General features: G+C 68.5%; 24 protein-coding genes. 9 read left to right on the top strand and 15 right to left on the bottom strand.

Going from position 1 to position 25,043, the window contains the following annotated elements:
- Nucleotides 1–348: 348 nt before the first annotated feature.
- Together Q368_RS0118920 and rlmD are read left to right on the top strand one after the other, a co-directional pair.
- Nucleotides 349–1,245, top strand: coding sequence for a DMT family transporter (locus Q368_RS0118920; protein WP_029460614.1), 897 nt, complete (start codon nt 349–351; stop codon nt 1,243–1,245).
- A 112-nt stretch (nt 1,246–1,357) separates the two neighbouring features.
- On the top strand, nt 1,358–2,707 hold the full coding sequence (gene rlmD, locus Q368_RS0118915; protein ID WP_029460613.1) for a 23S rRNA (uracil(1939)-C(5))-methyltransferase RlmD: 1,350 nt from the start codon (nt 1,358–1,360) through the stop codon (nt 2,705–2,707).
- Nucleotides 2,708–2,761: 54 nt separating this feature from the next.
- Here the strand turns inward: rlmD and Q368_RS0118910 are convergent, their stop codons facing one another.
- From Q368_RS0118910 to Q368_RS0118900, 3 genes are all read right to left on the bottom strand, one after another.
- Nucleotides 2,762–3,355: a GDSL-type esterase/lipase family protein gene (locus Q368_RS0118910; RefSeq protein ID WP_029460612.1), complete on the bottom strand. Its 594-nt coding sequence runs from the start codon at nt 3,353–3,355 to the stop codon at nt 2,762–2,764.
- Between the two features lie 68 nt (nt 3,356–3,423).
- Nucleotides 3,424–3,897, bottom strand: coding sequence for a pyridoxamine 5'-phosphate oxidase family protein (locus Q368_RS0118905; protein ID WP_029460611.1), 474 nt, complete (start codon nt 3,895–3,897; stop codon nt 3,424–3,426).
- A gap of 105 nt (nt 3,898–4,002) precedes the next feature.
- Nucleotides 4,003–4,695, bottom strand: a complete 693-nt coding sequence (locus tag Q368_RS0118900; RefSeq protein WP_029460610.1) for a type 1 glutamine amidotransferase — start codon at nt 4,693–4,695, stop codon at nt 4,003–4,005.
- 192 nt (nt 4,696–4,887) lie between these two features.
- Between Q368_RS0118900 and Q368_RS0118895 the strand changes: the two genes are divergently transcribed.
- Nucleotides 4,888–6,189 (top strand): O-acetylhomoserine aminocarboxypropyltransferase/cysteine synthase family protein, encoded by a 1,302-nt coding sequence (locus Q368_RS0118895; RefSeq protein WP_029460609.1) that lies wholly within the window; start codon nt 4,888–4,890, stop codon nt 6,187–6,189.
- 48 nt (nt 6,190–6,237) lie between these two features.
- On the opposite strand, the gene Q368_RS0118890 is transcribed toward Q368_RS0118895, so the two are convergent.
- From Q368_RS0118890 to Q368_RS0118830, 12 genes are all read right to left on the bottom strand, one after another.
- Entirely contained in the window at nt 6,238–7,032 is a 795-nt protein-coding gene (locus Q368_RS0118890; RefSeq protein ID WP_029460608.1) for an OmpA/MotB family protein, read from the bottom strand.
- Nucleotides 7,019–7,873, bottom strand: a complete 855-nt coding sequence (motA, locus tag Q368_RS0118885; protein ID WP_029460607.1) for a flagellar motor stator protein MotA — start codon at nt 7,871–7,873, stop codon at nt 7,019–7,021. Before motA ends, Q368_RS0118890 begins: the two co-directional genes overlap by 14 nt.
- 399 nt (nt 7,874–8,272) lie before the next feature.
- Nucleotides 8,273–10,786, bottom strand: coding sequence for a preprotein translocase subunit SecA (secA, locus tag Q368_RS0118880; RefSeq protein ID WP_029460606.1), 2,514 nt, complete (start codon nt 10,784–10,786; stop codon nt 8,273–8,275).
- Between the two features lie 92 nt (nt 10,787–10,878).
- Nucleotides 10,879–12,066, bottom strand: coding sequence for a (Fe-S)-binding protein (locus Q368_RS0118875; RefSeq protein WP_029460605.1), 1,188 nt, complete (start codon nt 12,064–12,066; stop codon nt 10,879–10,881).
- 2 nt (nt 12,067–12,068) lie between these two features.
- Nucleotides 12,069–13,457, bottom strand: a complete 1,389-nt coding sequence (locus Q368_RS0118870) for an FAD-binding oxidoreductase (protein ID WP_029460604.1) — start codon at nt 13,455–13,457, stop codon at nt 12,069–12,071.
- Nucleotides 13,458–13,463: 6 nt separating this feature from the next.
- Nucleotides 13,464–13,982, bottom strand: a complete 519-nt coding sequence (locus Q368_RS0118865; RefSeq protein WP_029460603.1) for a hypothetical protein — start codon at nt 13,980–13,982, stop codon at nt 13,464–13,466.
- Nucleotides 13,983–14,007: 25 nt separating this feature from the next.
- Nucleotides 14,008–14,472 carry an SsrA-binding protein SmpB gene (gene smpB / locus Q368_RS0118860; RefSeq protein ID WP_029460602.1) on the bottom strand — a complete coding sequence of 155 codons (465 nt, stop codon included), beginning with the start codon at nt 14,470–14,472 and terminating at the stop codon, nt 14,008–14,010.
- Between the two features lie 79 nt (nt 14,473–14,551).
- A complete protein-coding gene (gene ptsP / locus Q368_RS0118855) occupies nt 14,552–16,333 on the bottom strand; it encodes a phosphoenolpyruvate--protein phosphotransferase (RefSeq protein ID WP_029460601.1) in 1,782 nt (593 codons plus the stop codon).
- Between the two features lie 109 nt (nt 16,334–16,442).
- Entirely contained in the window at nt 16,443–16,766 is a 324-nt protein-coding gene (locus tag Q368_RS0118850) for an HPr family phosphocarrier protein (protein ID WP_029460600.1), read from the bottom strand.
- A gap of 54 nt (nt 16,767–16,820) precedes the next feature.
- On the bottom strand, nt 16,821–17,567 hold the full coding sequence (locus tag Q368_RS0118845) for a PTS system mannose/fructose/sorbose family transporter subunit IID (RefSeq protein WP_029460599.1): 747 nt from the start codon (nt 17,565–17,567) through the stop codon (nt 16,821–16,823).
- Nucleotides 17,568–17,648: 81 nt separating this feature from the next.
- Entirely contained in the window at nt 17,649–18,359 is a 711-nt protein-coding gene (locus Q368_RS0118835; protein ID WP_245611402.1) for a TIGR04282 family arsenosugar biosynthesis glycosyltransferase, read from the bottom strand.
- Nucleotides 18,356–19,099, bottom strand: a complete 744-nt coding sequence (locus Q368_RS0118830) for a TIGR04283 family arsenosugar biosynthesis glycosyltransferase (RefSeq protein ID WP_043786447.1) — start codon at nt 19,097–19,099, stop codon at nt 18,356–18,358. Before Q368_RS0118830 ends, Q368_RS0118835 begins: the two co-directional genes overlap by 4 nt.
- 145 nt (nt 19,100–19,244) lie before the next feature.
- On the opposite strand from Q368_RS0118830, the gene Q368_RS0118825 reads away from it, so the two are divergent.
- From Q368_RS0118825 to Q368_RS0118800, 6 genes are read left to right on the top strand one after another with little or no spacing between them, the layout of a single operon-like run.
- A complete protein-coding gene (locus Q368_RS0118825; protein ID WP_029460596.1) occupies nt 19,245–20,036 on the top strand; it encodes a class I SAM-dependent methyltransferase in 792 nt (263 codons plus the stop codon).
- A gap of 6 nt (nt 20,037–20,042) precedes the next feature.
- The gene (locus Q368_RS0118820; protein ID WP_029460595.1) at nt 20,043–21,017 is read left to right on the top strand and encodes a glycosyltransferase family 2 protein; all 975 of its coding nucleotides are present in this window, start codon (nt 20,043–20,045) and stop codon (nt 21,015–21,017) included.
- Nucleotides 21,011–21,424, top strand: a complete 414-nt coding sequence (locus Q368_RS0118815) for a sugar 3,4-ketoisomerase (protein ID WP_029460594.1) — start codon at nt 21,011–21,013, stop codon at nt 21,422–21,424. The genes Q368_RS0118820 and Q368_RS0118815 overlap by 7 nt, the downstream gene beginning before the upstream one ends.
- Nucleotides 21,421–22,842 (top strand): NDP-hexose 2,3-dehydratase family protein, encoded by a 1,422-nt coding sequence (locus Q368_RS0118810; RefSeq protein ID WP_029460593.1) that lies wholly within the window; start codon nt 21,421–21,423, stop codon nt 22,840–22,842. Before Q368_RS0118815 ends, Q368_RS0118810 begins: the two co-directional genes overlap by 4 nt.
- Nucleotides 22,839–23,873 carry a Gfo/Idh/MocA family protein gene (locus Q368_RS0118805; protein WP_052360293.1) on the top strand — a complete coding sequence of 345 codons (1,035 nt, stop codon included), beginning with the start codon at nt 22,839–22,841 and terminating at the stop codon, nt 23,871–23,873. The genes Q368_RS0118810 and Q368_RS0118805 overlap by 4 nt, the downstream gene beginning before the upstream one ends.
- A gap of 44 nt (nt 23,874–23,917) precedes the next feature.
- Entirely contained in the window at nt 23,918–25,033 is a 1,116-nt protein-coding gene (locus Q368_RS0118800) for a DegT/DnrJ/EryC1/StrS family aminotransferase (RefSeq protein WP_029460591.1), read from the top strand.
- The last annotated feature ends 10 nt before the right edge of the window (nt 25,034–25,043 follow it).

The raw sequence follows: 25,043 nt of genomic DNA, 5'->3' as shown, positions 1-25,043 counted from the left end.
GTGGAGGCGTGGTCGGGAACGTCGGGCGGCGTGACGTCGGACCATGTGGTCACCAGCGGCGAAGCGCCGCATCTTGGGAAGTTGGGTCCATAAAATTCCTTTGACTGCGCCCCGAAGGGGCGACGGGCCTCGCCGACGGACTCCCGCCCACGGCCGCGTTTCCACCCGCCTCCGGCTACACCCATCGAGGAGGTCCAGGAGGGGGTCACCCCCTCCTGGCCGCCGGAGGCATCTTCACCACCCGGATCTCACGCTCCTTACCTTTTTACCTTTACCTGTACCTTCACCTTCAGCCTCTCCACCAACACCCACACCACATGCACCACCGCCACCAAAGGAGTACTGACCATGCGCGACGCATCGTTTCGGGCTGACGTCCTGTGCCTGGTGACGGCCCTCATCTGGGGCCTGGCGTTCGTGGCCCAGCGCATCGGCATGGACCATATGGGGCCGATGGGGTTCAACGGCATCCGTTTCGCACTGGGCGCGCTGGCACTGGCGCCGCTGGCCATGCGCTCGATGCGCTATCCGCCGCCCGCGCCGTTTCTGGCCGGCGGCAATCCCGGCTTCCCCTGGCTGGGGGGGCTGCTCGCCGGGACGGTGCTTTTTGCGGGCGCGACATTGCAGCAGGTGGGGCTCAAGTACACCACGGCGGGCAAGGCGGGCTTCATCACGGGCCTGTACGTGGTCCTGGTACCGATGCTCGGCTTTTTCCTGGGCCAGCGGCCGGCGCGCGGCGACGTGGTCGGCGCGGTGGCGGCCGCGGTGGGGCTGTATTTCCTGTCCGTGACCGAGACGTTCACGCTGGCGCCGGGCGACGGGCTGGAGCTTGTGGGCGCGTTTTTCTGGGCCGGGCACGTGCTGGTCATCGGCTGGCTATCGCCGCGCACGCGGGCGTTGCCGCTGGCCATGGCCCAGTATGTGGTTTGTTCGGTGCTGAGCCTTGCCTGCGCCGTGGCGTTCGAGGAGCTTTCCTGGGTTGGCATACGCGGCGCGGCCTGGCCGATTCTCTACGGCGGCCTGCTTTCGGTGGGGCTTGCCTACACGTTGCAGGTGGTGGCGCAGCGCGACGCCAAGCCGACCCACGCCGCCATTCTGCTCAGTTTCGAGACGGTGTTCGCCGCGCTTGGCGGCGCGGTGGTCCTGGGCGAGAGCCTGGGGGCACGCGGCCTTTTCGGTTGCGCGCTCATGTTCGCCGGCATGCTGGCCTCCCAGCTTTGGCCCAAGGCGCGCCAGGCCGCCTGAGCCTCGATACCCTTTCGGGCGCTGCGGGCATGGTCCCGACGCCTGCACACTTGTTTCCGCGCGTCGCTGCGGGGCCCTTGCGCCCTGGCCGCGCGTCGCGCATAAGGCCGCAATGGACATACGTGAAGACATGGAACTGACGCTTGCCGTGGACCGGCTGGCGTTCGGCGGAAAGGGCGTGGCCCGTGTGGAAGGGCTTGTGGTGTTCGTGGACGGCGGGTTGCCCGGGGCCACGGTCAAGGCCCGGGTGACGCGGATGAAAAAAGGTTTTGCCGAGGCGGTCGTCCTGGAGACGCTTGTGCCCTCGCCCCAGGCCGCCACGCCCGAATGCCCGCATTTCGGCGTATGCGGCGGCTGCGCCTGGCAGGACCTGCATTACGAGGCCCAGCTTTTCTGGAAGCGCGAGCAGGTCGTGGAGACGCTCGCGCGCCTGGGCGGCCTGGCGGACGTGGCGGTGGCGCAGACCGTGGCCTCGCCGCGCGTCTACGCCTACCGCAACAAGATGGAATTCGCCTTTGCCGGCCGGCTGCACCTGGGCCTGCACGAGCGGCATCGCCCGGGCCGGGTCCTCGACATCGGGGAGTGCCGGCTCATGGATGCCTGGGCCGGCGAGGTGCTGGGATTTGTCCGCGACACCTGCGCCCAGACGGGCCTTGCCGCCTACGACACGCGCACGGGCAAGGGCGTGTGGCGGCATCTGGTGCTGCGCCACAGCGAGGACACGGGCGGGCGGCTCGTGCACTGCATCACCGGGCCGGCGCGCGGGGCCGGCGACGCCGCGCACGCGCTCGGCGAGGCGATCCTGGCGCGTTTTCCGGAAGTGACGGGATTCGTGCATTCCGTGCGCCGCGCGCCGACGGCCGTGGCCCTGGGCGAACGGCAGGTGATGGCGCTCGGGCAGGACCATCTGGAAGAGCGGTTCGGCACGGCGCGACTGTCCGTTTCGGCGGACGCCTTCGCCCAGACCAACACGCAGGCCGCCGCCCTGCTCTACGGCGTCGCGGCCAAGGCCGCGGGCTCGGACCCGGTGGGCGCGGCCGTGGACCTCTACTGCGGCTGCGGCGGCATCGCGCTTTCTCTCGCCCCGCAGTTCGAAACGGTCTACGGTTTCGAGGCGGACAAGCGGGCCGTGGCCGACGCGGCGCGTTCCGCCGAGCTTTCCGGCGTCGGCAACGCCGTGTTCAAGGCCGTGGACGCGGCCATGGGGCTGGAGGAACTCTCCGGCATCGCCCCTGCCGTGGCCGTGCTCGACCCGCCGCGAAACGGCGTCGCGCCCGAGATGATCGCGGCGCTTCTCTCCGCCGCGCCGCGCAAGGTCGTCTACGTCTCGTGCAATCCGGCCACGCTCGCCCGCGACCTCAAGGCCCTGGGCGAACTCTACGTCGTGACGCAGGTCACGCCCGTGGATCTCTTCCCGCACACGGCGCACATCGAGGCCGTGGCGGAACTCGTTTTGCGCTAGCGTGCGTCGCCTGTTCCCCCTGAGAAGCCTTCCGCGTTTTCAAGGGGAACGGCGCTAGCAGCGAAACCAGGCGAGCCAGGCCTCCCATTCGCCGATACATTTGGCCATGGCCGCGTAGCCGGCGGCTTCGGGGTGGTAGCCGTCGCCAGCCGCGACGAGGCTGTCGAGGTAGGTCGCCTCGCGGGAAAGCGTCCGGCACAGTTCCAGGTACGGCACGCCCATGTCGTCGCAGGTGCGCGCGAACACGTCGGAAAGCTCTTCCACGCGCGCGCGGTGCGCGTCGTCGAGCACGGGCGGCGGGCCGACCATGAGCAGCGGGCACAGCTTGGACACCTGCGTCACGATGGCGAAGAGGTTGTCCACGGATTCGGAAAGTTCCACCTTGCGCCGGCCGTTTTCCACCTTGGCGTCGTTGACCCCGAACGAAAGCACCGCCCGGGCCTCCTCGCGCGGCAGCAGGCGCGGCGGCAGCTCGCGGGCAAGGCGCGCCTTGATGTGGCGACTCGTCTCCGAGCGCACGCCCAGGTTGTAGGCCGTCAGTTCCAGGCCGGCCAGCGGCGCGGCGGCGCACAGTCGCCCCACCCAGCCGAGATACGCGGGATCGCCCACGCCTACGGTCAACGAATCGCCGACAAAGACCACACGCATGACGCCCTCCTCGCTTTGCGCTTCCGGGGACAAGACGTTTTCAGAACAGCCTCGCAGACCCGAACCGGCTAGTTCCATTCGCCGTACGGCGGATTGGACTTGCCGGTCATGCGTTCGATGTCGATGCGCACAACGGCCGTCACCGGCACGACTTCGGGCCGGAATCCCTCCACCGGGCCGCCGTGGCGACGCATGATGATGCGCAGCCCTTCGATCTTCTCGGCCTCGTCCTCGACGAGCACGGCCGTGCCGAAGCCGATGACCGACTTGTAGTAGGTGGTGTAGTCGCAGGGGCGCTCGCCTGTGACGATCTCCACGTCGCTGTCGAGCTCGAAGCATACGCGCGGATGGTCGCGCAGGATCTCCATCTTCATGCCCTTGCGCGAGGAATGGAAATAGATGCGGCCGGCGGCGTAGCCCATGTTGACCGGCACCACGTAGGGCCACTGCCCGTCGAAAAGCCCCAGCCGGCATATGCGCGACCGCATGAGCAGTTCTTCCAGTATGGACTTGTCCTTGATTTCCCGCTCTTTCTTGCGCATCCCCTTTCCCACTCCTTCCCGTTCGTACGTCTTCCTATCGGGGAGGTCCAGGAGGGGCCCTTGCCCCTCCTGGCCGCCGGAGGCATTCGCTTCTCTTCCCCTAAGCTACGCCGTCAGCGCGTCGCACAGGCGGTGCATGAGCGCCTGGATGTCCTTGAAGGCTTCGCGGCCGGCGTGCATCTGCTTGGGGTGCTGCACGGTGGGGCCGGGCAGGGCCACGTCCGCGGCGCAGTGCTTGATGAGGTTCTGCATGCCGAAGGGCTGGGTTTCCAGGTGGAACTGCAGGCCCACGACGCGGTGGTTGTAGACGAAGGCCTGGTTGGCGCAGGCGGCGGAACTGGCGGCGTGGACCGCGTCCGGCGGGATGGAGAAGGTGTCGCCGTGCCAGTGGAAGGCGTAGTAGGACTGGGGAAAGCCGGCGAAGACCGATTCGTCCAGGCCCTGCGGCGTCATCTCCACCTTGAACCAGCCGATTTCCGGCACCGGATTTTTGGTGACCGAACCGCCGAGGACCACGGACACGAGCTGCGCGCCGAGGCAGATGCCGAGCACGGGCTTTTCCGCGGCCACGGCCGCCCCGATGGCTTTCTTCTCCCCGGCCAGCCACGGGTGGTCCTTTTCGTCGTAGACACCCATGGGGCCGCCCATGACCACGAGCATGTCGTAATCCGCGACCTGCGGCGGCGTCTCGTCGGCGAAAAAGCTCGTGCTTGTGAGCTCGTGGCCCTTGGCCGCGGCCCAGGTTTTTATGGAGCCCACGTCCTCGAAGGGGACGTGGTAGAAAGCGTGCAGGCGCATGGGGAATCCTCCGGTGCTTGCGGTGAAAGATGACCCGATACGGGCGTCGCCAAGGTTGTCGGTTCCGCGCCAGCGTATGTCAAGGCCGAAACCCCTGCCGACGCCCTTTCGCGGCGCACGGGATTGGCATATAGGGACAGCATGTTCCCTGCGCTCGCGCCGGGAATTCCACCTGAAAGAGGAGGAAATACCATGCCCACTTCCCCGTGGCATGCGCAAACGCTCGCCCTGCACGCCGGCCATGCGCCGGACGCCGACACCCTGTCCCGGGCCGTGCCCATCCACCAGACCACGAGCTTTCTGTTCCGCGACCCCGAGCACGCGGCCAATCTCTTCGCCCTCAAGGAAGCCGGCTACATCTATACGCGTCTCGGCAACCCGACCACCGACGTCCTGGAAAAGCGCCTGGCCGCCCTGCACGGGGCCTCGGCCTGCGTGGCCACGGCCTCGGGCATGGCCGCCATCTTCTACGCCGTGGCCGCCATCACCAAGGCCGGGCAGAACATCGTCTCGGGCAGCAACCTCTACGGCGGCACCCACACGCTTTTCGAGCACACGCTCAAGCGCTTCGGCATCGAGGTGCGCTTCGTGGACTCGTCCGACCCGGCCAACTTCGCCCGGGCCATCGACAAGGACACGCGCCTCGTCTACTCCGAATCCATCGGCAATCCGCGCTGCAACGTGGACGACCTGCCGGCCATCGCCAAGGTGGCCCACGACGCGGGCGTGCCCTTCGTTCTCGACAACACCGTGGCCGCGCCGCCGATCCTCAACCCCTTTGCCGTGGGCGCGGACATCGCCGTGTATTCGCTGACGAAGATCATCGGCGGCCACGGCACCTGCATCGGCGGGGCCATCGTCGAGGCCGGGGGCTTCGACTGGTCGGCCGGCGGCAGATACCCGGAAATCACGGCCCCGGACCCGACCTACCACGGCGCGAATTTCTGGGAGATGCTGTGCACGCTCGAGGGCACGCCCTGCTCGGCGTTTTGCACGAAGATCCGCACCGGGCTCATGCGCGACATCGGGGCCACGCCCGCGCCCATCAACAGCTTCCTCGTCATCCAGGGCATGGAGACGCTGCCGCTTCGGGCCAAGGCGCACTGCGAAAACGCGCAGAAAGTGGCGGAATTCCTGGAAACGCACCCCAAGGTGGCCTGGGTCAACTACGCGGGCCTGCCGAGCCACAAGGACCATGCCCGGGCGAAAAAGTTCTTCCCCATCGGCCCCGGCGCAGTGTTCGGCTTCGGGCTCACGGGCGGCATCGAGGCGGGAAAGGCGTTCATCAAGTCGGTCAAGCTGTGTTCGCACCTGGCCAACATCCTGGACGCCAAGACGCTGGTGATCCACCCGGCGTCCACGACGCATTCGCAGCTGACCCCCGAGGAGCTGGCGCAGGCCGGCGTGCCGCCGGACATGGTGCGCATTTCGGTCGGTATCGAGGACGTGGAAGACATCCTCGCGGATTTGCGGCAGGCGCTTAAGCAGGCGTAGGCGCGCGGCGCGAGACTGCGGGGGAGCGGCCGAAAGGCCCCTTCCCCGCTACGGCCCGTCCTGGGAGCGCTCGGAGGGGCGCATGTCGGGGCTCGTGTAGAAGAATTCGATGCGGCGGTTGCGCGCCTTGTTCTCGGCCGAGGTCGGGGGCACGAGCGGCTGGCTGTCGGCCAGGCCCACGGCGCGCAGGCGCGTGGTCGGGATGTCCGCCTTCTCGGCGAGGTAGCGCGTGGCCGCGGCGGCGCGGGCCGCGGAAAGCTCCCACTTCGACGGGTACGGCCCGCCCTTCTCCTCGTCGTCGGCATGGCCGCGCACGGTCAGGTTGATCTTGAAATCGCGCAGGATCTTGGCCACACCGTCGAGCATCTTGAGCGCCGAGGGCGTCAGTTCCGCCGAGCCCGGCTTGAACATCACCGAGTTGTTGATCTGCATCATCACGCCCGAGGAGTCGTTGCTCACGCCCGAATTGCTCTTGACCGACAGGTCCGAGGTGATGAGCTCCTTGACCAGAAGCGCGATCTCGTACTTGAGCTTGTTTTCCTGGGACAGCTTGAATTCCGGGCTGCCCTTGATCGCATCCGGGCTGATGAAGGTGGGCACCTTTTCGAGGTTTTGCACCTTCTCCTTGCTTGGCACGTTCTTGTCCTGGAAGACCAGGGAGAGTTCCTGCTTCTTTTGCGGCTTGAGCGACACGACCAGCCACAGAAGCAGGAAAAAGGCCATGAGCGCCGTGACGAAGTCGGCGTAGGCCACCTTCCACGAACCGCCATGGTGCCCGCCGTGCCCCTCGTCGGACTCGCGGTAGATGACGACGGTCTTGCCGTGGTCGCTATTTTTTGCCACGCAGCGCCCCTTCCATGTCCTCCATGGTCGGCCGCACGTCGTCGGGAATGGCCCGGCGGCCCATTTCCACGGACAGCATCGGGGAGAACCCGGAATTGAACGCGCCGAGCACCTCCTTGGCCACGTGCAGCATGTGCTGCTGGGCCTTGGCCTGGTACTCCAGATTGGTGGCCATGGGGCCGACGAAGCCGTAGCACATGAGGATGCCGAGGAACGTGCCGACCAGGGCCGCGCCGATGCTGTGGCCGAGCACCTCGGGCGGCTCGTTGATCTTGCCCATGGTGAGGACGATGCCGAGCACCGCGGCCACGATGCCGAGCCCCGGCAGCGAATCCGCCACCTTGGTCACGGCCGTGGGCGCGATCATGGCGTGGTGGTGCATGGTGGCGATGTCCGTGCGCATGAGGTCGTCGTAGCGGTGGGCGTCGATGCCTTCCGAGAGCAGGCACTTGATGTTGTCGCAGATGAAATAGGCGAGCTGCTTGTTCTTGGCGATGTTGGGGTAGCGATTGATGGTCGAGGACTGCTCGGGCTTGGCCACATGGGGCTCAAGCGCCACGATGCCGTCGCGGCGGGCGATGTTGAGCAGCTCGAAAAGCAGCGTCAGCAGGTCCTGGTAGTCGGAAGCCGAGGCCTCTTTGCCCGTGAACACGTGCATGATGTGCTTGAAGGTGCCGATGACCACGGACTTGGGCGCGGAGATGATAAACGAGCCCAGGGCCGCGCCGCCGATGATGAGCAGCTCGATGGGCTGGATGAGCACGCCCATGTGGCCGCCTTCCAGCAGAAAGCCGCCGATGACGCAGCCAAGGACCACCACGATGCCGATGATGACGAACATGACCCACCATGCGGGCGCACGCGCAGGCCGCCCCGGATAACCGGAAGGAGGCGCAAGCCCCCGTTCCGGGCGATGTCAGGAAAACGCGCCGCCGACGCGCACGGCTCCCTGTAAAAAAAACCGGCCCCCCGGGCAAGAGGCGCGGCCGACTTTCCTGGGACTGCCCGGGCATGCCGACTTGCGCCACAAGCGGACCATCCCCGTAATCCTGTGCCGGCAATCCTTGCGCAAAGGGATCTCTCCTCGAAGACGCGTCGCCATGCCATAGGTGCCGCACATCATTGCAACCATGCCTATGACGCAGGAAATTCTTCCCTCGTCGAGGAGGGTCCGGGAGGGGATCATCCCCTCCCGGCCGCCGGAGGCATCCCTCCGACCTTGCTTTGCAACATCCTTACCCTACTTCGCGCCGCAGCACTTCTTGTATTTCTTGCCGCTGCCGCAGGGGCAGGGATCGTTGCGGCCCACCTTGGGCTCGGCGCGGCGCTTGGGCTCTTTCTTGTGCTCTTCCTCGGCGGAACCGCCGGAGTACTGCATGTTGGCCGTCTCGTCCTTGTGCTGGAACTCCTGCTCGCGGACCTCGCTTCTTATCTGCACGCGGGACAGGGCGCGGATGGCGGCGTCGCGCATGCTGTAGATGAGCTGCTGGAAGAGTTCGAAGCCCTCGCGCTTGTATTCCTGTTTGGGGTCCTTCTGGCCGTAGCCGCGCAGGCCGATGCCGTCGCGCAGGTGGTCCATGGAGAGCAGGTGCTCCTTCCAGTGGCGGTCCAGGGTGTCGAGCAGGAAATAGCGGGCGATCTCGCGGTAATGGTCGCCGGCCACCTCGGACAGGGTCCGCTGGCGGGAGAGCACGGCGTCGCGCACGGTTTCCTTGACGGCGACGCCCGCCCCGGCGAGTTCCATCTTGATATCGAAGAGGTCTTCGAGCTGGGCGGCGGCGATCTCCAGGCTCTCGGCGTCCGGTTCGCCCTTGGCCGCTTCCAGGGGGGCGAAAATCTCGTCGACGATCTCCTCCACGTACTCCGTGACGAAGGACTCGGGTTCGGTCGTCTCCATGAGCTCGCGGCGGCGCGAGTAGATGACCTCGCGCTGCTGGTTCATGACGTTGTCGTATTCGAGCAGCTGCTTGCGGATCTCGAAGTTGTGGGCCTCGACCCGCTTCTGGGCGTTCTCGATGGCCCGGGAAACCATGCGGTTCTCGATGGGCTCGCCGTCCTCCATGCCGAGCTTGTCCATGAGCCCCTTGAGGCGGTCGGAGCCGAAAAGGCGCATGAGGTCGTCGTCGAGGGCCAGGTAGAAGCGCGAGGAGCCCGGGTCGCCCTGGCGGCCGGAACGGCCGCGCAACTGGTTGTCGATGCGCCGGGACTCGTGGCGCTCGGTACCGAGGATGTGCAGGCCGCCGAGGTCGGTCACGCCCTCGCCGAGCACGATGTCCGTGCCGCGACCGGCCATGTTGGTGGCGATGGTCACGCGACCGGCGTGGCCGGCCTGGGCCACGATCTCGGCTTCCTTCTCGTGGTTTTTCGCATTGAGCACGTCATGGGGCACGCCGGATTTTTGCAGCATGCCCGAGAGCAGCTCGGATTTTTCGATGGACACGGTGCCGACGAGCACGGGCTGGCCGCGCTTGTGCAGCTCCTTGACGTCCTTGGCGATGGCCTCGAACTTCTCCCGCTGCGTCTTGTAGACGAGATCCGGGAAGTCCTTGCGGATCATGGGCCGGTGCGTGGGGATGGAGATGACTTCCAGGTCGTAGATCTCGCGGAATTCCACGGCCTCGGTATCGGCGGTGCCGGTCATGCCCGCGAGTTTTTTGTACATGCGGAAGTAGTTCTGGAAGGTGATGGTGGCGAGCGTCTGGTTCTCGGCCTCCACCTGCACGTGCTCCTTGGCCTCGAGCGCCTGGTGCAGACCGTCGGAGTAGCGCCGACCGGGCATGAGGCGGCCGGTGAACTCGTCCACGATGAGGACCTGATCGTCCTTGACCACGTAGTCCACGTCGCGCTGGAAGATGTGGTGGGCCTTGAGCGCCTGGAGCACGTGGTGCTGGAAGGTGATGTTGGCCGCGTCGTAGAGGTTGTCGATCTTGAGCACCTGCTCCATGCGGGCCACGCCGTCGTCCGTGAGCAGGACCGTGCGCGCCTTCTCGTCCACGGTGAAGTCCGTTTCCTTGCGCAGCATGGGAATGAACGCGTCTATGCGGGCGTAGAGCGAGGAGGAGTCCTCGGCCTGGCCGGAGATGATGAGCGGCGTGCGCGCCTCGTCGATGAGGATGGAGTCCACTTCGTCGACGATGGCGTAATTGAGCTCGCGCTGGACCAGCTGCTCCTTGTAGAACTTCATGTTGTCGCGCAGGTAGTCGAAACCGAACTCGTTGTTGGTGCCGTAGACGATGTCCGAGGCGTAGGCGGCCTGGCGTTCGGCGTCGTCGAGGCCGTGCACGATGACCCCGACGGAAAGCCCCAGGAAATTGTAGAGCTTGCCCATCCAGGCCGCGTCGCGCTTGGCCAGGTAGTCGTTGACGGTGATGAGGTGCACGCCCTTGCCGGAAATGGCGTTTAAGACCACGGGCAGGGTGGCGACCAGCGTCTTGCCTTCACCGGTCTTCATCTCGGCGATCTTGCCGCGGTGGAGCGTCACGCCGCCGATGAGCTGCACGTCGAAGTGGCGCATGCCAAGCGCGCGCACGGAGCCTTCGCGCACGAGCGCGAAGACCTCGGGCAGGATGTCGTCGAGGCTGCGGCCGCCCGCCACCTCTTCGCGCAATTCGGCCACGCGGGCGCGCATGGCCTCGTCGGAGAGGGCCTGCACCTGCGGTTCAAAGGCGTTGATGGCCGCGACGATGGGCCGCAGGCTCCTCAGATAGCGTTCGTTTCGCGACCCGACGATCTTTCGGGCGATGGCCTTGAGCATGAATGGACTCCTTTATGTGGTGGAGGGCGGCGCGAGACGGTCGGGTCCCGGGTTTCCCGGAACGGTCCGCCCTCCCGGGGTGCGGCGGGGCGTCAGCCTAAAAGTTCCAGCCAGTGCCCGACCCGGATGTCGTCCGGGGCGGCGGCGCGCAACTGGGTGACGCAGCCCGAGCAGCCCGTGACGATCTGGTCGCCCGGGCGCGGGGCGTAGATGGCCAGGGCATGCCCGGCCACGGCCTCGGACAATTCCGGCGAGGTGAGCTTGGTCAGTCCGCCGAAACCGCAGCAAGGGGTTTCGTTTTCATTGAAAAGCAGGCGCGGCCCCATGGCCCGGCGCAGAAAGTCGAGGTCCTGGTTGCCGCCCGCGCCGTGGCAGGGGCGGTGGTAGCGCACGGACGGCGGCGCGGCGGCGCCCGAGCGGAAGGTCGTTTCGCCCATGAGCTCGGCCAGGGAGACGAGGTGTTCGCGCCAAAGGGGCAGTTCGTCCATGGAAAGGCCCAGGTCCTTGCGGGCGTAGGCGCGCAGGCCGCAGCGGCAGGTGGCGCAGAAGACGACCATGAGCGGCCGCCCGGCCGAGCGCCAGGCCTCGATGTTGTGCTGCTGCATGGCGGCCTGGGCCGCGGGCGCGCCGGCGTGCCCCAGCGTGCAGCCGCAGCAGGTGAAGCCCGGATCGGGCAGGACCTCGACGCCGAGGCCGGCAAGCACGCGCCTGGCCGCCTCCTTCCAGCGCGGATTGGCGTGTTCGGCCACGCAGCCGGCGAAAAGAACGGCCTTTTTGCCTTCGTGCCGCCGGTCCCAGGTCTCCGGGAAAAGCCACGGCTCGGGCGCGTGGCCTGAGCCCATGGCCTCGATGGCGGCCTTGGCGCGGCTTATGGCCTCGACCGGAATGTTGCCGGGAAGCAGTTTCGTCAACGACCGGGCGAGTGGCCACATGAGCCCCGCCCGCTCGACCCACAGCTTCCAGAGAAAGCCGGCGAAACCCGGGTGGGAGGCGCGCAGCTCGGCCACGAGATCAGGGCCGCAAAGCCCCAGCGGGCAGGCGTTTTCGCACTTGCCGCAGGAAAGGCACACCGTGGCCAGGAGGTCCGCGGCCTTGCGCGAAAGGTCCGCCCTGCCCTCGGCCACGGCCCGGGCCAGAAAGAATTTCGCGCGCGGGGAAAGCTCCTCGCGGCCGGTGGCGGCAAAAAGCGGGCACACGGACAGGCAGCGGCCGCACAGGATGCATTCCGGGCGACGGCCCTGGCCGTGGAGGCAATGGACGGGGGAAAGTTCCGTGGGCACGGTCAATACGCCTTTTGCGGGTTCATGATGCCGGCCGGGTCGAACACGGCCTTGAGGCGGCGCAGGAGGTCGCGCTCCTCGGGGGAAAGCTGGCGGTCGAGGAAGGGCAGTTTGGACAGGCCCACGCCATGTTCGCCGGAAAGCGTGCCGCGAAGCTTCAGGCACAGGTCCAGGATGCGCTCCCGGGCGCGTTCGGCGCGGCGGCGCTCGTCGCCGCTTGCGGCATCATGCATGATGTTGACGTGGAGGTTGCCGTCGCCGATGTGGCCGAAAAGCAGGATGCGCACGCGCTCCTGCGCTCCGATGGCCGCGACGCCGGCCGCGGCCTCGCGCAACGCGCCGCGCGGCACGGTGACGTCGTCGCTGATCTTGTCCGGCGCGGCTTTGAACGATGCCGGGTTGAGCAGCCGGCGCAGCTCCCACAAGGCCTCCTCGGCCTCGGGCTCGGTCGCCCGCTCGCTCCAGACCGGGCCGGCCGCCTCCGTCGCGGCGGCGAGCAGGCGCACATCCGCGGCCACGGCCTCGGGCGAGCCATCCACGCGCAGGAAAAGCGCCGCGCCGGCGTCCCGGGGCCAGGGCACGGCGCTGATGGCGGCCACGGCGTCCATGGCCTCCCTGGCGAGCAGTTCCATGGCCACGGGCAAGAGCCCGGCCTTGAAGACGTCCCCGGCGGCGGCCAGGGCCGCGTCCACGCTCGGATAGGCCAGGGCCAGGGTGGCGGTGGCGGCGGGCTTGGGCAACAGCTTGAGGATCAGCTTGGTGAAAAGGCCAAGCGTCCCTTCGGAGCCGACGAGCAGGCGCGTGAGGTCGAGCCCGACCACGTTTTTGTGGGTGCGTCCGCCGGCCTGGATGACCGTGCCGCCGGGCAGCACGGCCTCGATGCCGAGGATGTGGTCGCGGGTGACGCCGTATTTGACGGCGCGCATGCCGCCGGCGCAGGTGGAGGCGTTGCCGCCCACGGTCGAAAACTTCACGCTGGCGGGGTCCGGGGCGAAAAAGAGGCCCTTTGGGGCGAGCGCGGCCTGGAGCTCGCCGGTGACCACCCCGGGTTCGACCACGGCCACGAAGTCGTCGCCGTCGATTTCGAGGATGCGCGCCATGCGCGCCGTGGAAACGACGATGCCGCCGGCCACGGGCACGCAGTCGCCCACGGTGTTGGTGGCGCGCCCGCGCGGCAGGATCGGGATGGTCTGCGCCTGGGCGAAGGCGAGCAACTCGCGCACCTGCTGCGTGTTCTCGGGCCGCACCACGGCCCAGGGCGCGGCGAAGCGGCGCGAGGCGTCCGTGCCGAAGACGAAGGCCTCCTCGGAGGTAAACACGGCGGCGTCGCCCGGGAAAAGGCCCTCCAGGAAACGGCGCGCGGACGGGGTCAACGGGTTTTTGACTTGCATGGAGGATCAGTCCGCTTCGGCGGTCCAGGTCATGGAATCGACCTGTCCCTTGGCGTCGAAGGTGAAGGCGAGTTCGTTGTAGCCGCTCATGTCGGAATAGCGCCAGATTTCGTCCTCGACCTCCTCGGGCTGGCCGAGGACGGCGGCCAGGCGCTCGCGCGCCAGGCCCAGGCAGACCTTGCGGGCGAAGCAGACGGGGCCGGAGGTGACGCGGATCTGGTGAAAAAACTGCCGCGCGCCGCCGTCCATGCTATAAAGCGAGACGGTGACGCCGTCGTAAAGGAGCGTGACGATTTCGTAAGGCGCGTCGTCGTGGGGGCTGGAGAAGGGCACGGCCTGGCGTTCGCGCGGCTCGCCGAGGAGCTTCACCACATCGGCTTCGCTGGCGCCGAAGAGCCGCGCCGTTTCGTCGAGAAAGGCATCCACGCGCTCGTCGGCCTCGGTGGGGCCGGCCAGGGCCGCCCCGGCCAGAGCCAGGACCGCGACCAGGACCAGCAGCGCCGGAAGCACTCGCTTTGCTGCCATCAAACGACTCCTCGCCGGGCATCCGTCATTGGCCGGCCAGTTCCCGGGCCGCGTCACGGGCGAGATCCCGGTTTTTCAGGTCGTCGCGCCGATCGAAGACCTTCTTGCCCCGCGCCAGGGCGATCTCCACCTTGGCCCGGCCGTTCTTGAAATACACCCGCACGGGCACGACCGTGAGGCCCTTTTGCTCCACCTTGGCCCGAAGCGCCCGGATCTCGGCGGCGTGGAGCAGGAGCTTGCGCGGCCGTTCGGGCTCGTGCCCGCCGTCACCGGCGTTTTCATACGGCGCGATGTGCACGCCGGTCAAAAAGGCTTCGTCGCCCGTGATCCTGACGTAGCCGTCCTTGAAACTGATGCGCCCGGCCCGAAGCGACTTGACCTCGGACCCGACGAGCACCATGCCGGCTTCGTATTTCTCGAGAAATTCGTAAAGGTGCCGGGCTTTCTTGTTCTGGGCGACGAGCTTCTCGCCCGATTCCTTGGCTGTCATGGTTTCCTTTGGCCGCCCTTGCGGCGACGCGCCGGGCGTTTCCGCGTCGGCCCCTTCGTAAGGGCCGCGCCCCGGCCGGTCAATGGGCCGGCATCTCCTCGCGGTCGAGCAGGGACGAGTAAAACATCAGTTCGTCGGGGAACTGCCGGAAGATGGTCTCCTGGACCAGGGCGTTGGTACGGCTGACCGACGGGCTTTCGAGGACCAATTTAAGCAGTTTTTTGCAATCGTCCATGGTCGCCTGGCGGATGATGCGCTTGATTCCCGGAATGGCCTGGGGGGTCAGGCTGATGCAGTCGATCTGCATGCCCATGAGGATGGGCACGCAGAAGGGGTCGGAAGCCATCTCGCCGCACAGGCTCACCTCGATGCCGGCCTGGTGCGCGGCGTCGACCACGTGCTTGATGCTGCGGACCACGGCCGGGTGCAGGGGCTGGTACATGTGGGAGACGTAGCGGTTGGTGCGGTCGATGCCGAGCGAATACTGGATGAGGTCGTTGGTGCCGATGCTGAAGAAATCCACTTCCCGCGCCAGCACCTCGGCGATCATCACGGCCGAGGGCAGCTCCATCATGATGCCCACGGGCATGTCCGCCTCGAAGCGCGCTCCTTCCTGGCGCAGTTCGGCCCGGGCCTCGGCGAGCAGGGCCTTGGCCTGGCGGATCTCGCGCAGGCCCGAGATCATGGGAAACATCACCGCGATGTTGCCGGCCACGGACGCCCGCAGCATGGCGCGCAGCTGTGTCTTGAAGATGTCGCGGTGGCGCATGCACAGGCGGATGGCGCGAAGCCCGAGCGCCGGGTTGCGCTCGTCGAAGGCGCCGAGGGTGGAGACGAACTTGTCCGCGCCGGCGTCCAGGGTGCGCAGGGTCACGCGCCGCGGCGACATGATGGAGGCCAGATCGAGGTACTCCTCGTACAGCTCGTCCTCCGTGGGGAGCTTGGCCCGGTTCATGTAGGAATACTCGGTGCGGTAGAGGCCGATGCCCTCGCCGCCGTTGTTGACCACGGTGGGCACTTCCTCGAGCATCTCGATGTTGGCTTTGACCTTGACCCGGTAGCCGTCGATGGTCTCGCCGGGCAGGTGGCAGCCGCGCATGATGCCGGCCTGGTAGGCCTCGAACTGGTACTTGAGGTCCGAGAGGCGTTCGAGTTCCTCGTCGCCGGGGGACAGCACCACCACGCCGCGCAGCCCGTCCACGACCACGAGGTCGCCGTCGCGCACACGGGATTCGAGGTCGGTGACGCCGATGACGGCGGGGATGCCGAGGGTGCGCGCCAGGATGCCGGTGTGCGAGGTCTTGCCGCCCTGGACCGTGACCAGGGCCATGATCTTGTCGGTTTGCAGCGTTGCGGTGTCGGCCGGGGAGATGTCGTGGGCCATGAGCACCACGCGGTTCTCGATGGCGCGCAACTCGCCGGACTGGCCGGCGAGGCGGGCCTGGACGCGGCCGGCCACGGTGCGCACGTCCTGGATGCGGTCGCGAAAATAGGGGTCGTCCAGGGCGGCGAAGGCCTTTTCCAGGTCGCCCACGGCCTTATCCAGGGCCCATTCGGCGTTGATGCGCAGGGATTCGATGTATTTCTTCGCCGCGCCGGCGAGCTTGGGGTCCTTGAGGATCATCAGGTGGGAATCGAGGATCAAGGCGTGTTCCTTGAGTTCCGCCGGGATGCGGTCCCTGGCCTGCTCGATTTCCCGCCGGAACTGCTCGAAGGCGCTGTCCAGGCGCGCGACTTCCGCGCCGGTCAGGGACTCGGCCAGCGTCTGGCGCGGCAGGGGGCCGGCCCCGGAACGGTTGAGGAAAAACGCCCGCCCGATGGAGATGCCGGACGAGACCGGGATGCCTTTCAGGGTGTCCATATCGGGATCGATCCTCGCGGCCCGCCGGCCTTGCGGCGCAGCACGGCCGAAACGCCGGTTGCGGCGGCCGCCGCCGCGTGTTGCGTCCTTAATACAGTTGCCGGCCGCCTCAGCGGAACCGGTTGCGGATCAGGGAACCCAGGTGCGCCAGGGCGTCCCGGGCGTCGGGGCCGGCGGCGCGCAGTTCCAGTTCGCTGCCATGGCCCGCGGCCAGGGTCAGGATGTCGAGGATGCTCTTGGCGTCCACGCGCTCCTCGCCCAGGGCCAGGGAGATGTCGCAGGAGAACTTCTGCGCTTCCTGGGCCAGACGGGCGGCGGGACGGGCGTGCAGGCCCTGCTCGTTGAGCACCCGCACCCGGAGCGCGTAGCCGTCGCCGGTTGCCGCGACGTCATCCTGGGCCGATTCGGCCGCATCGTACGTGTCGTTGCTCATTGTCCACCGCGTCGGCGGAAGTTGGCCCGGGGTTTCCCGGGCGTTTCGCCGGCCCTACAGGACCGGCCACAGGGAGCGCACCACGACCCAGCCCGCGGCCAGGGCGAGCAGCGCGATCTCCCGGGACACCGACGGCCGCGTCGCGGCCCAGGCGGCCAGCACCGCCACCAGCACCGCATCGGCCAGGGACGGGCCGTGCCCCCGGGGGTTGGCCGCGACCCAGAAAAGAGTCAAGAGCACCGCGTTGGCCACCTTGACCTTGCGGCCGAGGTTGACCAGATCCCAGTGCTTGAGCCGGCGCAGCACGTGGAAGCCCTCGCGGTAGCCGGCCCGGAACGTCGCCGCCTTGAACGCCTGCACGGCCAGGAAAAGGCCCCCGGCCAGGCAGCCCAGGGCGGAGTACTGCCCGAGGGCCAGCAGGCAGGCGGCGCAAAGCCCCCACAGGCCCATGATGCTCGCGGAAAAAAACGTATCGCCAATGGCGGACAGGGTGAATGCCGTCGTGGTCTTGACGTTGTCAAGCATTTCCGCCGGAATCAGCCCCCGGGCGATCTTGGCCTCCAGGGAGAGGAACAGGCCGACGAGCAGCGGCGTCCAGAAAAAATGCGTGTTGTAGAGGTCCAGGTAGCGCGCGAACACCCGGTCGCGCTCGGCCGGGTCGGGATAGAGCGCCACCAGCCCCGGCTCCATGGCGAAGGCCAAGCCCACGTGCTGGAGACCGCGGGTGTTGTAGGCCGCCCCGACCAGGTAGCAACGCAAAAAACAGGACACGAGCGTCCTGGTTTGCAACTCGCCGCGCATCTCCCCCAAAGGCCTTCCGCCTCCCCGACGCACGCCGGGCGACGCCCGCTCCGGGCGCTCCGGTCGCGCCCCCTCATGCGTTCACGGTACGAATAAACGATTGTCGGGGTCGCGGTCAAACGGATCGCCGGAAGCTCCCGCCAGGAATGCGCCAAAAGGCGTGCCGGCAAGCCGCTCCCGCCAGGGCGGCCGGGCCAGCCGGCCCAGGTCGTCCGCCGTGTCGCAGTCGGGGAGTTCCGGCAACAGCGCAACAGTGCGCCCGGCAAGGGCCAGTCGCTCGCGGGTGCGGGCGCACACCGCGGACGTGCTCCAGGGCATGTCCGCGAAGACCTGCGGCGCAAAGCCCGGCCGCGTGAAGCCGATGGCGTAATACCCGCCGTCGAGCGCCGGCCCGAGCACGGTCTGTGCGCCGGAAAGCGCCGCCGCGCCCTGCCGCAGCAGCGGCCCGTCCAGAAGCGGCACATCGCCGCCCACGAGCAGCGTCTTCCCGGCCCCGGCCGCGAAGGCGCGGGAAAAGGCGTCCTCCATGCGCGCGCCAAGATCGCCCCCGGCCTGGGGAAACAATTGCGCCCCGGGCCCGCAAAAGGCTTCCATGCGCGCCCGCTCCCCCGCCGGGGCGTAATAAATCGTGGTCGGAAGCCCCGAAGCGGCCGCGGCGGCAAGGACGTTTCGGGCCATGGCCGCATAGGCGGCAAGGGCGGCCTGCGCGCCGACGCTCGCGGCCAGCCGCGTCTTGACCAGCCCCGCAAGGGGCACCTTGAGCAGGACGAGCAGGCGCACGTCCGCGCTCACGCGCCCCCCTCCCCCGCGCCGCATTCCGGCCCGGGCAGGGGCGGATAGAACCGGGCCAGACGCGCCGCCGGCACGCCGCAGGAAAAAAGGGTCAGCAGGGCGAGATTGCGCAGCGTCGTGCGCACGGGCCCCTGCGCCTCGTAGCGCCTGGCCGAGGCCACGACGCGGCCGGGCAGGATGCGCACCATGCCGCCGGCCCGACGCACGGCCCGCACCAGGGCCACGTCCTCCATAATGGGCAGGTCGGGGAAGCCGCCCAGGGCGCACAAGACCTCGCGGCGCATGAAGAAGGCCTGGTCGCCGTAGGGCAGGGAAAAGAGCCTGGAGCGCAGTGTGGCCCCGGCGGCGGCCAGGCGCAGCCAGGGATGGCGCGTGCGCAGGGTCAGCGAAAACGCGCCCAGGGCCGCGCCGGCGGCGAGGGCCGCCGCGGCCGCCTGGAAGGCCCCGGCGGGAAGGCGCACGTCGGCGTGCAGGAAAAGGAGGAACTCGCCGCCGGCCGCCGCGGCCCCGGCGTTTTGCTGCCGCGCCCGGCCCGGCTGCGCCGTCAGGGCCGTAACGCCGCTGCGCGTCAATGCGGCAAGCGTCGATCCGGCCGGGTCCCCGTCCACGACAACGACCTCGACGTCCTGGCCGTAGCCGACCACGCGCACGTGATCGACCACGGCGTCGATGCCCGCCGCTTCTCCCAGGACGGGAATCACGACGGAGAAAGAGGGGCGTGTGCGCCGCATTGCAGTCATGACAGCCTCGCGCGGATCGAAGCCGCGCGAAAGTGCAATAGATTTTTTTCGACGAAACCGCTAGAGTAGCCTCAACGATCGAATTTCGTAACCGCGAACCTGCGGCGCGCGTCGTCTGCCGTCCGCGCCGCCGTACCTGAATCCCATGCTCGAAAACGAATATGCCACCATGCGCGCGGCCGAGGAAACCCACTGGTGGTACCGCGGCCTGCACGACCAGGTGCGCCGCGCCGTGGCCCTTTGCCGCGAGGATGTCGGGCGTCCCCTGCGCATCCTCGACGCCGGTTGCGGCACGGGCAAGGTCGTGTCCCTGCTGTCGGCGCGCGGCGATGCGGTCACGGGCCTCGACCTCTCGGCCACGGCCCTGTCCCTGGCCCGCACGCGCGGCCCCTTCGCCCTGACCCGGGCCTCGGCGGTGGCCTTGCCCTTCGCCGACGCCGCCTTCGACGCGGTGCTGTCCCTGGACGTCCTGGCCAACCTGCCGCCGTCCGCCCTGCCGGCAGCCCTGGCGGACTGCCGCAGGGTGCTCGCACCCGGCGGCCGGCTCATCCTCAATATCGTGGCCTACCAGGCGCTCTACAGCGAACACGACCGGGCCGTGGGCGTGGTGCGGCGCTACACGCGCGGCCAGATCGCCCGCCTGCTCGACGGCGCGGGCTTCGCGCCCGAGCGACTGACCTACGCCAACACCGTGCTCTTTCCCGCCGCCGCCCTGGTGCGCCTGTGGCGCAGGCGGCCGCGCCCCGGCCGCACGCCGCGCTCGGACCTCGCCCTGCCGCCGGCAGCGGTCAACGCCGCCCTGACCGGGGTGCGCACGCTCGAAAACATCCTGACCGTGACCCTCGGCATGCCCCTGCCCGTGGGCCTTTCCATCTTCGCCGTGGCCCGGACGCCCCGCCGCACCCCGCCGCGGCCCAACCGCCAACCCCGGACGTGACACCCGATGCAGCAGTTTTCCGCGTCGCCCTCCCTTTCCGTGGTCATCCCCGTCTACAACGCCGAAGCCTCCATCGGCCGGCTGGTGGAGACGCTGCTGGCCGCGCCGCCGGCGACCGCGACCGATATCGTGCTCGTCAACGACGGCAGCCGCGACGGCAGCCACGCCGCGTGCCTGGACCTGTGCCGGCGTTTCGCGGGGCGCGTGACCTACCTGCGCCTGGCGCGCAACTTCGGCGAGCACAACGCCGTCATGGCCGGTCTCAATCACGCCCGGGGCGACTTCGTGGTGGTCATGGACGACGATTTCCAGAATCCCCCGGAAGAGGTGACAAGGCTCCTCGACGCCGCAATTTCGGGCGGCCACGACGTGGTCTACGCCGCCTTCCGCGAAAAGCGCCACGGCCGGCTGCGCAACTGGGGAAGCCTTTTCAACGACCGGGTCGCCACCTGCCTGCTCGGCAAGCCGCCGCACCTGTATCTTTCGAGCTTCAAGTGCCTAAGCCGCTTCCTGGTGGACCAGATCATCCGTTACGCCGGTCCGGCCCCCTACGTGGACGGACTGATCCTGCGCGCCACGGACAACATCGGCCAGGTGCTCGTGGAGCACCGCGACCGCGAGGCGGGCCAGTCCGGCTACACGCTGTTCAAGCTCATCCGCCTCTGGCTGACCATGTTCGTCAACTTCTCCATCGCGCCGTTGCGGTTTTCCGCCGTGCTCGGGCTTGGCATCGCGGGCTTCGGCCTGCTCATGGCCGTGTGGAGCCTGCTCGAGAAGCTCTTCGGCGTGGACCTGCCCACGGGCTGGACCACGCTTTACATCAGCATCATCATCTTTTCCGGCATCCAGCTCGTCATGCTCGGGCTCGTCGGCGAATACGTCGGCCGCACCCTGCTCGAATGCAACCGCGCGCCGCAGTACGTGGTGCGCGAGGTCCACGGCGGCGACGGCCGCCCGGACCGGGAGCCGCGCCCATGCTGATCCCAAGGCTCGACGCCGTGCGCCCCATACGCGTCCCCACCGTGCGCGACGACCGGGGCGCGCTGTCCGCAATCGAAGCGGGCATCCACATCCCCTTCGCCGTGGCCCGCATCTTCTACATGCACGGCATGACCGCCGACCGCGGCGGCCACGCCCATCCCGACACGGAGCAGTGCGTACTGGCCGTGGCCGGTTCGTTGCGCCTGCAGCTCACCGACGGCATAAGCCACGCCGAGTACCGCCTTGACGACCCGACGCAGGGCCTTTATCTGCCGCCCATGGTCTATATCGACATCCGGGACATCAGCGCCGACGCCGTCTGCCTGGTGCTGGCGAGCACCCATTACGTCCCCGACGGCGTCATCCGCTCCCTGCCCGCCTACCTGGAGGCGGCCGCGGCATCATGAGCTCGTCCCGGGACCGCCTGGCCTTTTCGCGCTCCTGCCGGGCGCTTTCCGGCGTCTTCGCCGACATGGACGCCGTGCTGGCCTGGTTTGCGGCCAAGGACCGCCGCGACCGGTTCACGGTCCGGCGCGTGCCGCTGACCGCCCTCGACCAGTGGGCCTATCTGGAAGAGCCCCTGCGCCTGGGGCACCGCTCCGGAAAATTCTTCACCATCGAGGGCATCCGGGTGGAGACCGCCTGCGGCCCCGTCGCCTCCTGGGACCAGCCCATCATCAACCAGCCCGAAGTCGGCATCCTGGGCCTGCTCACCCGGGAAATCGACGGCGTGCTCCATTTCCTCATGCAGGCCAAGATGGAGCCCGGCAACGTCAACGTGCTCCAGCTCTCGCCCACGGTCCAGGCCACGCGCAGCAACTATTCGCGCGTCCACGGCGGGCAGGCCCCGCGCTACCTCGAATACTTCACCGAGCCGGGCCGGGCCCGCGTGCTCCTGGACCAGCTCCAGCCCGAGCAGGGCGCGCGCTTTCTGCGCAAGCGCAACCGCAACATGGTGGTCGCGGTCGACCACGAGGTGCCGGTCCACGAGGACTTCTGCTGGCTGACCCTCGGGCAGATCAAGGCACTGCTCGCACGCGACAACATCGTCAACATGGACGCGCGCACCGTGATCTCGCTCATCCCCATGTCCGACCCCAACGAAGCGCCCGACGCGGGCGTCCTCGAAGGCGTGACCGGCTTTCTCCGCGACGCCTGCCTGTCCTTTTGCCGCGCGGCGCACGAACGCCATTCCATGGACGCCATCATGACCTGGCTGACCGAAGCCAAGGCCCGCCAGGACATGCGGGTCACCCCCCTGCCGCTCGACGCCCTGCGCGGCTGGAACGTGACCGACGAGGCCATCTTCCACGACACGGGCCTGTATTTTTCCGTCATCGGCGTGGACGTGGCCGCCCGCACCCGCGAGGCCACGCGCTGGTCCCAGCCGCTGTTGCACCACGAAGGCGAAGGGCTGGTCGGCTTTTTGTGCCAGCGCCAGGGCGGCGTGCTCCATTTCCTGGTCCGGGGCAGCCTCGAGCCCGGCAACCGCGACGGCGTGCAGCTCGGCCCCACGGTGGCCTGCTCCGAGGTGGCCGCCCGGGCCACGCGCCGCTGCGCCCCGCCCTTTCTCGAAGCCTTCCTCGAGCCCGCCACGGGCACGGTGCGCTACGACGCGGTCCAGTCAGAGGAAGGCGGCCGCTTCCACCATTTCTGCAACCGCTACATGATCGTCGAACTGCCGCCGGGACAGGAACTCCCCGTCTCCGACGACTTCCTCTGGATGACGCCCGGCCAGCTGTGGCGCATGGCCCGCCACGGCCACGTCAACATCGAGGCCCGAAACCTCCTGGCCTGCCTGGGAGCCGAAAAGGGCGCGCCATGAAACTGCTTGTCTGCGGCGGCTCGGACATTTTTTTCCGGCGCGTGCTGCCGGGCCTGCCCGGCCTTGGCGTCACGGCCGCGACCGTGGCCACCAAAAGCGGCCGACGCGCGCCCGCGGACGCATCCGGTGACGCGTCCGCCAACATGTCCGGCGACGCGCCCCTGCCCGTGACCTACGTCGGGGACGCCCTGGAGGCCCTAAAGCGCAGCGACGCCGACGCCGTCTACATCACCACGGAAAACAGCCGCCACGCCGCCCTGGCCCTGGCGGCGCTCGGTAGCGGCCGCCACGTGATCGTGGACAAGCCGGCCTTTCCGGACGCGGCCACGGCCTTGCGCGCCGTGGAGTTGGCCGCGCAAAAAAACCTCGTCCTGGCCGAGGCCACGGTCTGGGCCGACCATCCGCGCCTGGCCGCCCTGCGCCGGGCCTTCGCCAACGCCGGCAGCGAGCCCACGCGCATTGCCGCCGTCTTTTCCTTTCCGCCGCTGCCGCCCGGCAATTTCCGCCACCGTCCCGAACTGGGCGGCGGCGCGCTCTACGACCTCGGGCCCTATGCCGTCAGCCCCGGCCGGGTGCTCTTCGGCCAGGCCCCCGAGGCCGTGACCTGCCGCGTGCTCGCGCGCGGCCCGGCGGTGGAGACGGCCTTCGCCTGCCTGCTCACCTACCCCGGCGGCAAGAGCGTCGCCGGCACCTTCGGCTTCGACACCGGCTACGCCAACCGCCTGGAAGTGCTCGGGCCAGGGCTTGCCGCCTCCATGGACCGGGCCTTCACCCCGCCGCCGGACGCGGCGCTTGCGCTGTCGCTCAACGCCCCCTCCGGCGCGCGCAGCGAAAAAATCCCCCCGGCCGACGCCTTTGCCGCGTTTTTCGCCCGCGCCTTTGCCGCCACGCGCACGGGGGAAGGCCGGGACGCGCTGGCCCGGGCGTTGGCGGAGGATGCGCTGGTTTTGGAGGGGTTGAGGAAGAGTGCCTCCGGCGGCCAGGAGGGGATGATCCCCTCCTGGACCTCCCCGATGGGGGCGAAGCCCTGAGCGAAATCACGCCGCTTACGCCTGAAAATAAAAGGGAAATGACAATGCCGGTCAATGTATGGGGATATTTGCGGGAATACGAGGCCGAACGCGAGGAGATCCTGGCCGCCGTCAGCGACGTGCTGGGCTCGGGCAAGCTCATCCTCGGGCCCCATGTCGCCGCGTTCGAAGAGGAATTCGCCGCCTATTGCGGCGCGAAGTACGGTGTGGGCTGCGACAACGGCACGAACGCCGTGATGCTCGCGCTGCTCGCCTGCGGCCTGGCTCCCGGCGACGAGGTCGTCACCGTCTCCAACACCGCCGTGCCCACGGTCTCGGCCATCGCCAGCGCCGGCGGCGCGCCGCGCTTCGTGGACATCGACCCGGCCACCTACCTCATGGACACGGACAGGCTCGAGGCGGCGGTCACGCCGCGCACCCGGGCCGTGGTCGCGGTGCACCTGTTCGGCCAGTGCGTGGACATGGAGGCCGTGCGGGCCGTGGCCGACCGCCACGGGCTCGCCGTGATCGAGGACTGCGCCCAGTCCCACGGCGCGACGCAACGCGGCAAGGTCGCGGGCTCCCTGTCCGACGCCGCGGCCTTTTCCTTCTACCCCACGAAGATCCTCGGCACCTACGGCGACGGCGGCATGGTGCTGACCGGCCGCGAGGACGTGGCGGCGAAGCTGAAAAAACTGCGCTTCTACGGCATGGAAAAGACCTACTACGCCCTGGAGCAGGGCTACAATTCGCGCCTGGACGAAATCCACGCCGCGATCCTGCGCGGCAAGCTCAAGCACCTGCCGGACTACATCGCCCGCCGGCAGGCGCTCGCCGCGCGCTACGACGCCGCCCTGGCGGACACGGCGCTCACCCTGCCCCGAACCGCCGCCGGCAACACGCACGCCTACTACCTCTACGTCGTGCGCCACCCCCGGCGCGACGCCGTCATGGCCGGGCTCAAGGAACGGGGCGTCAACGTCAACATCAGCTATCCCTGGCCCATCCACACCATGACGGGCTACGCCCACCTCGGCTACAAGGAGGGCGACCTGCCGCACACCGAGCAGGCGGCCAAGGAAATCTTCTCCCTGCCCATGTACCCGTCGCTTGCCGACGCCGAGCAGGACACGGCCATCGCCGCCCTGCGCGAAACCCTGGCCGCCCTCGGCGACGCGTAGCCCAAGGAGC

Source organism: Solidesulfovibrio alcoholivorans DSM 5433, assembly GCF_000702665.1.
Classification (GTDB): domain Bacteria; phylum Desulfobacterota; class Desulfovibrionia; order Desulfovibrionales; family Desulfovibrionaceae; genus Solidesulfovibrio; species Solidesulfovibrio alcoholivorans.
This window is presented reverse-complemented; position numbering and strand designations above follow the sequence as displayed.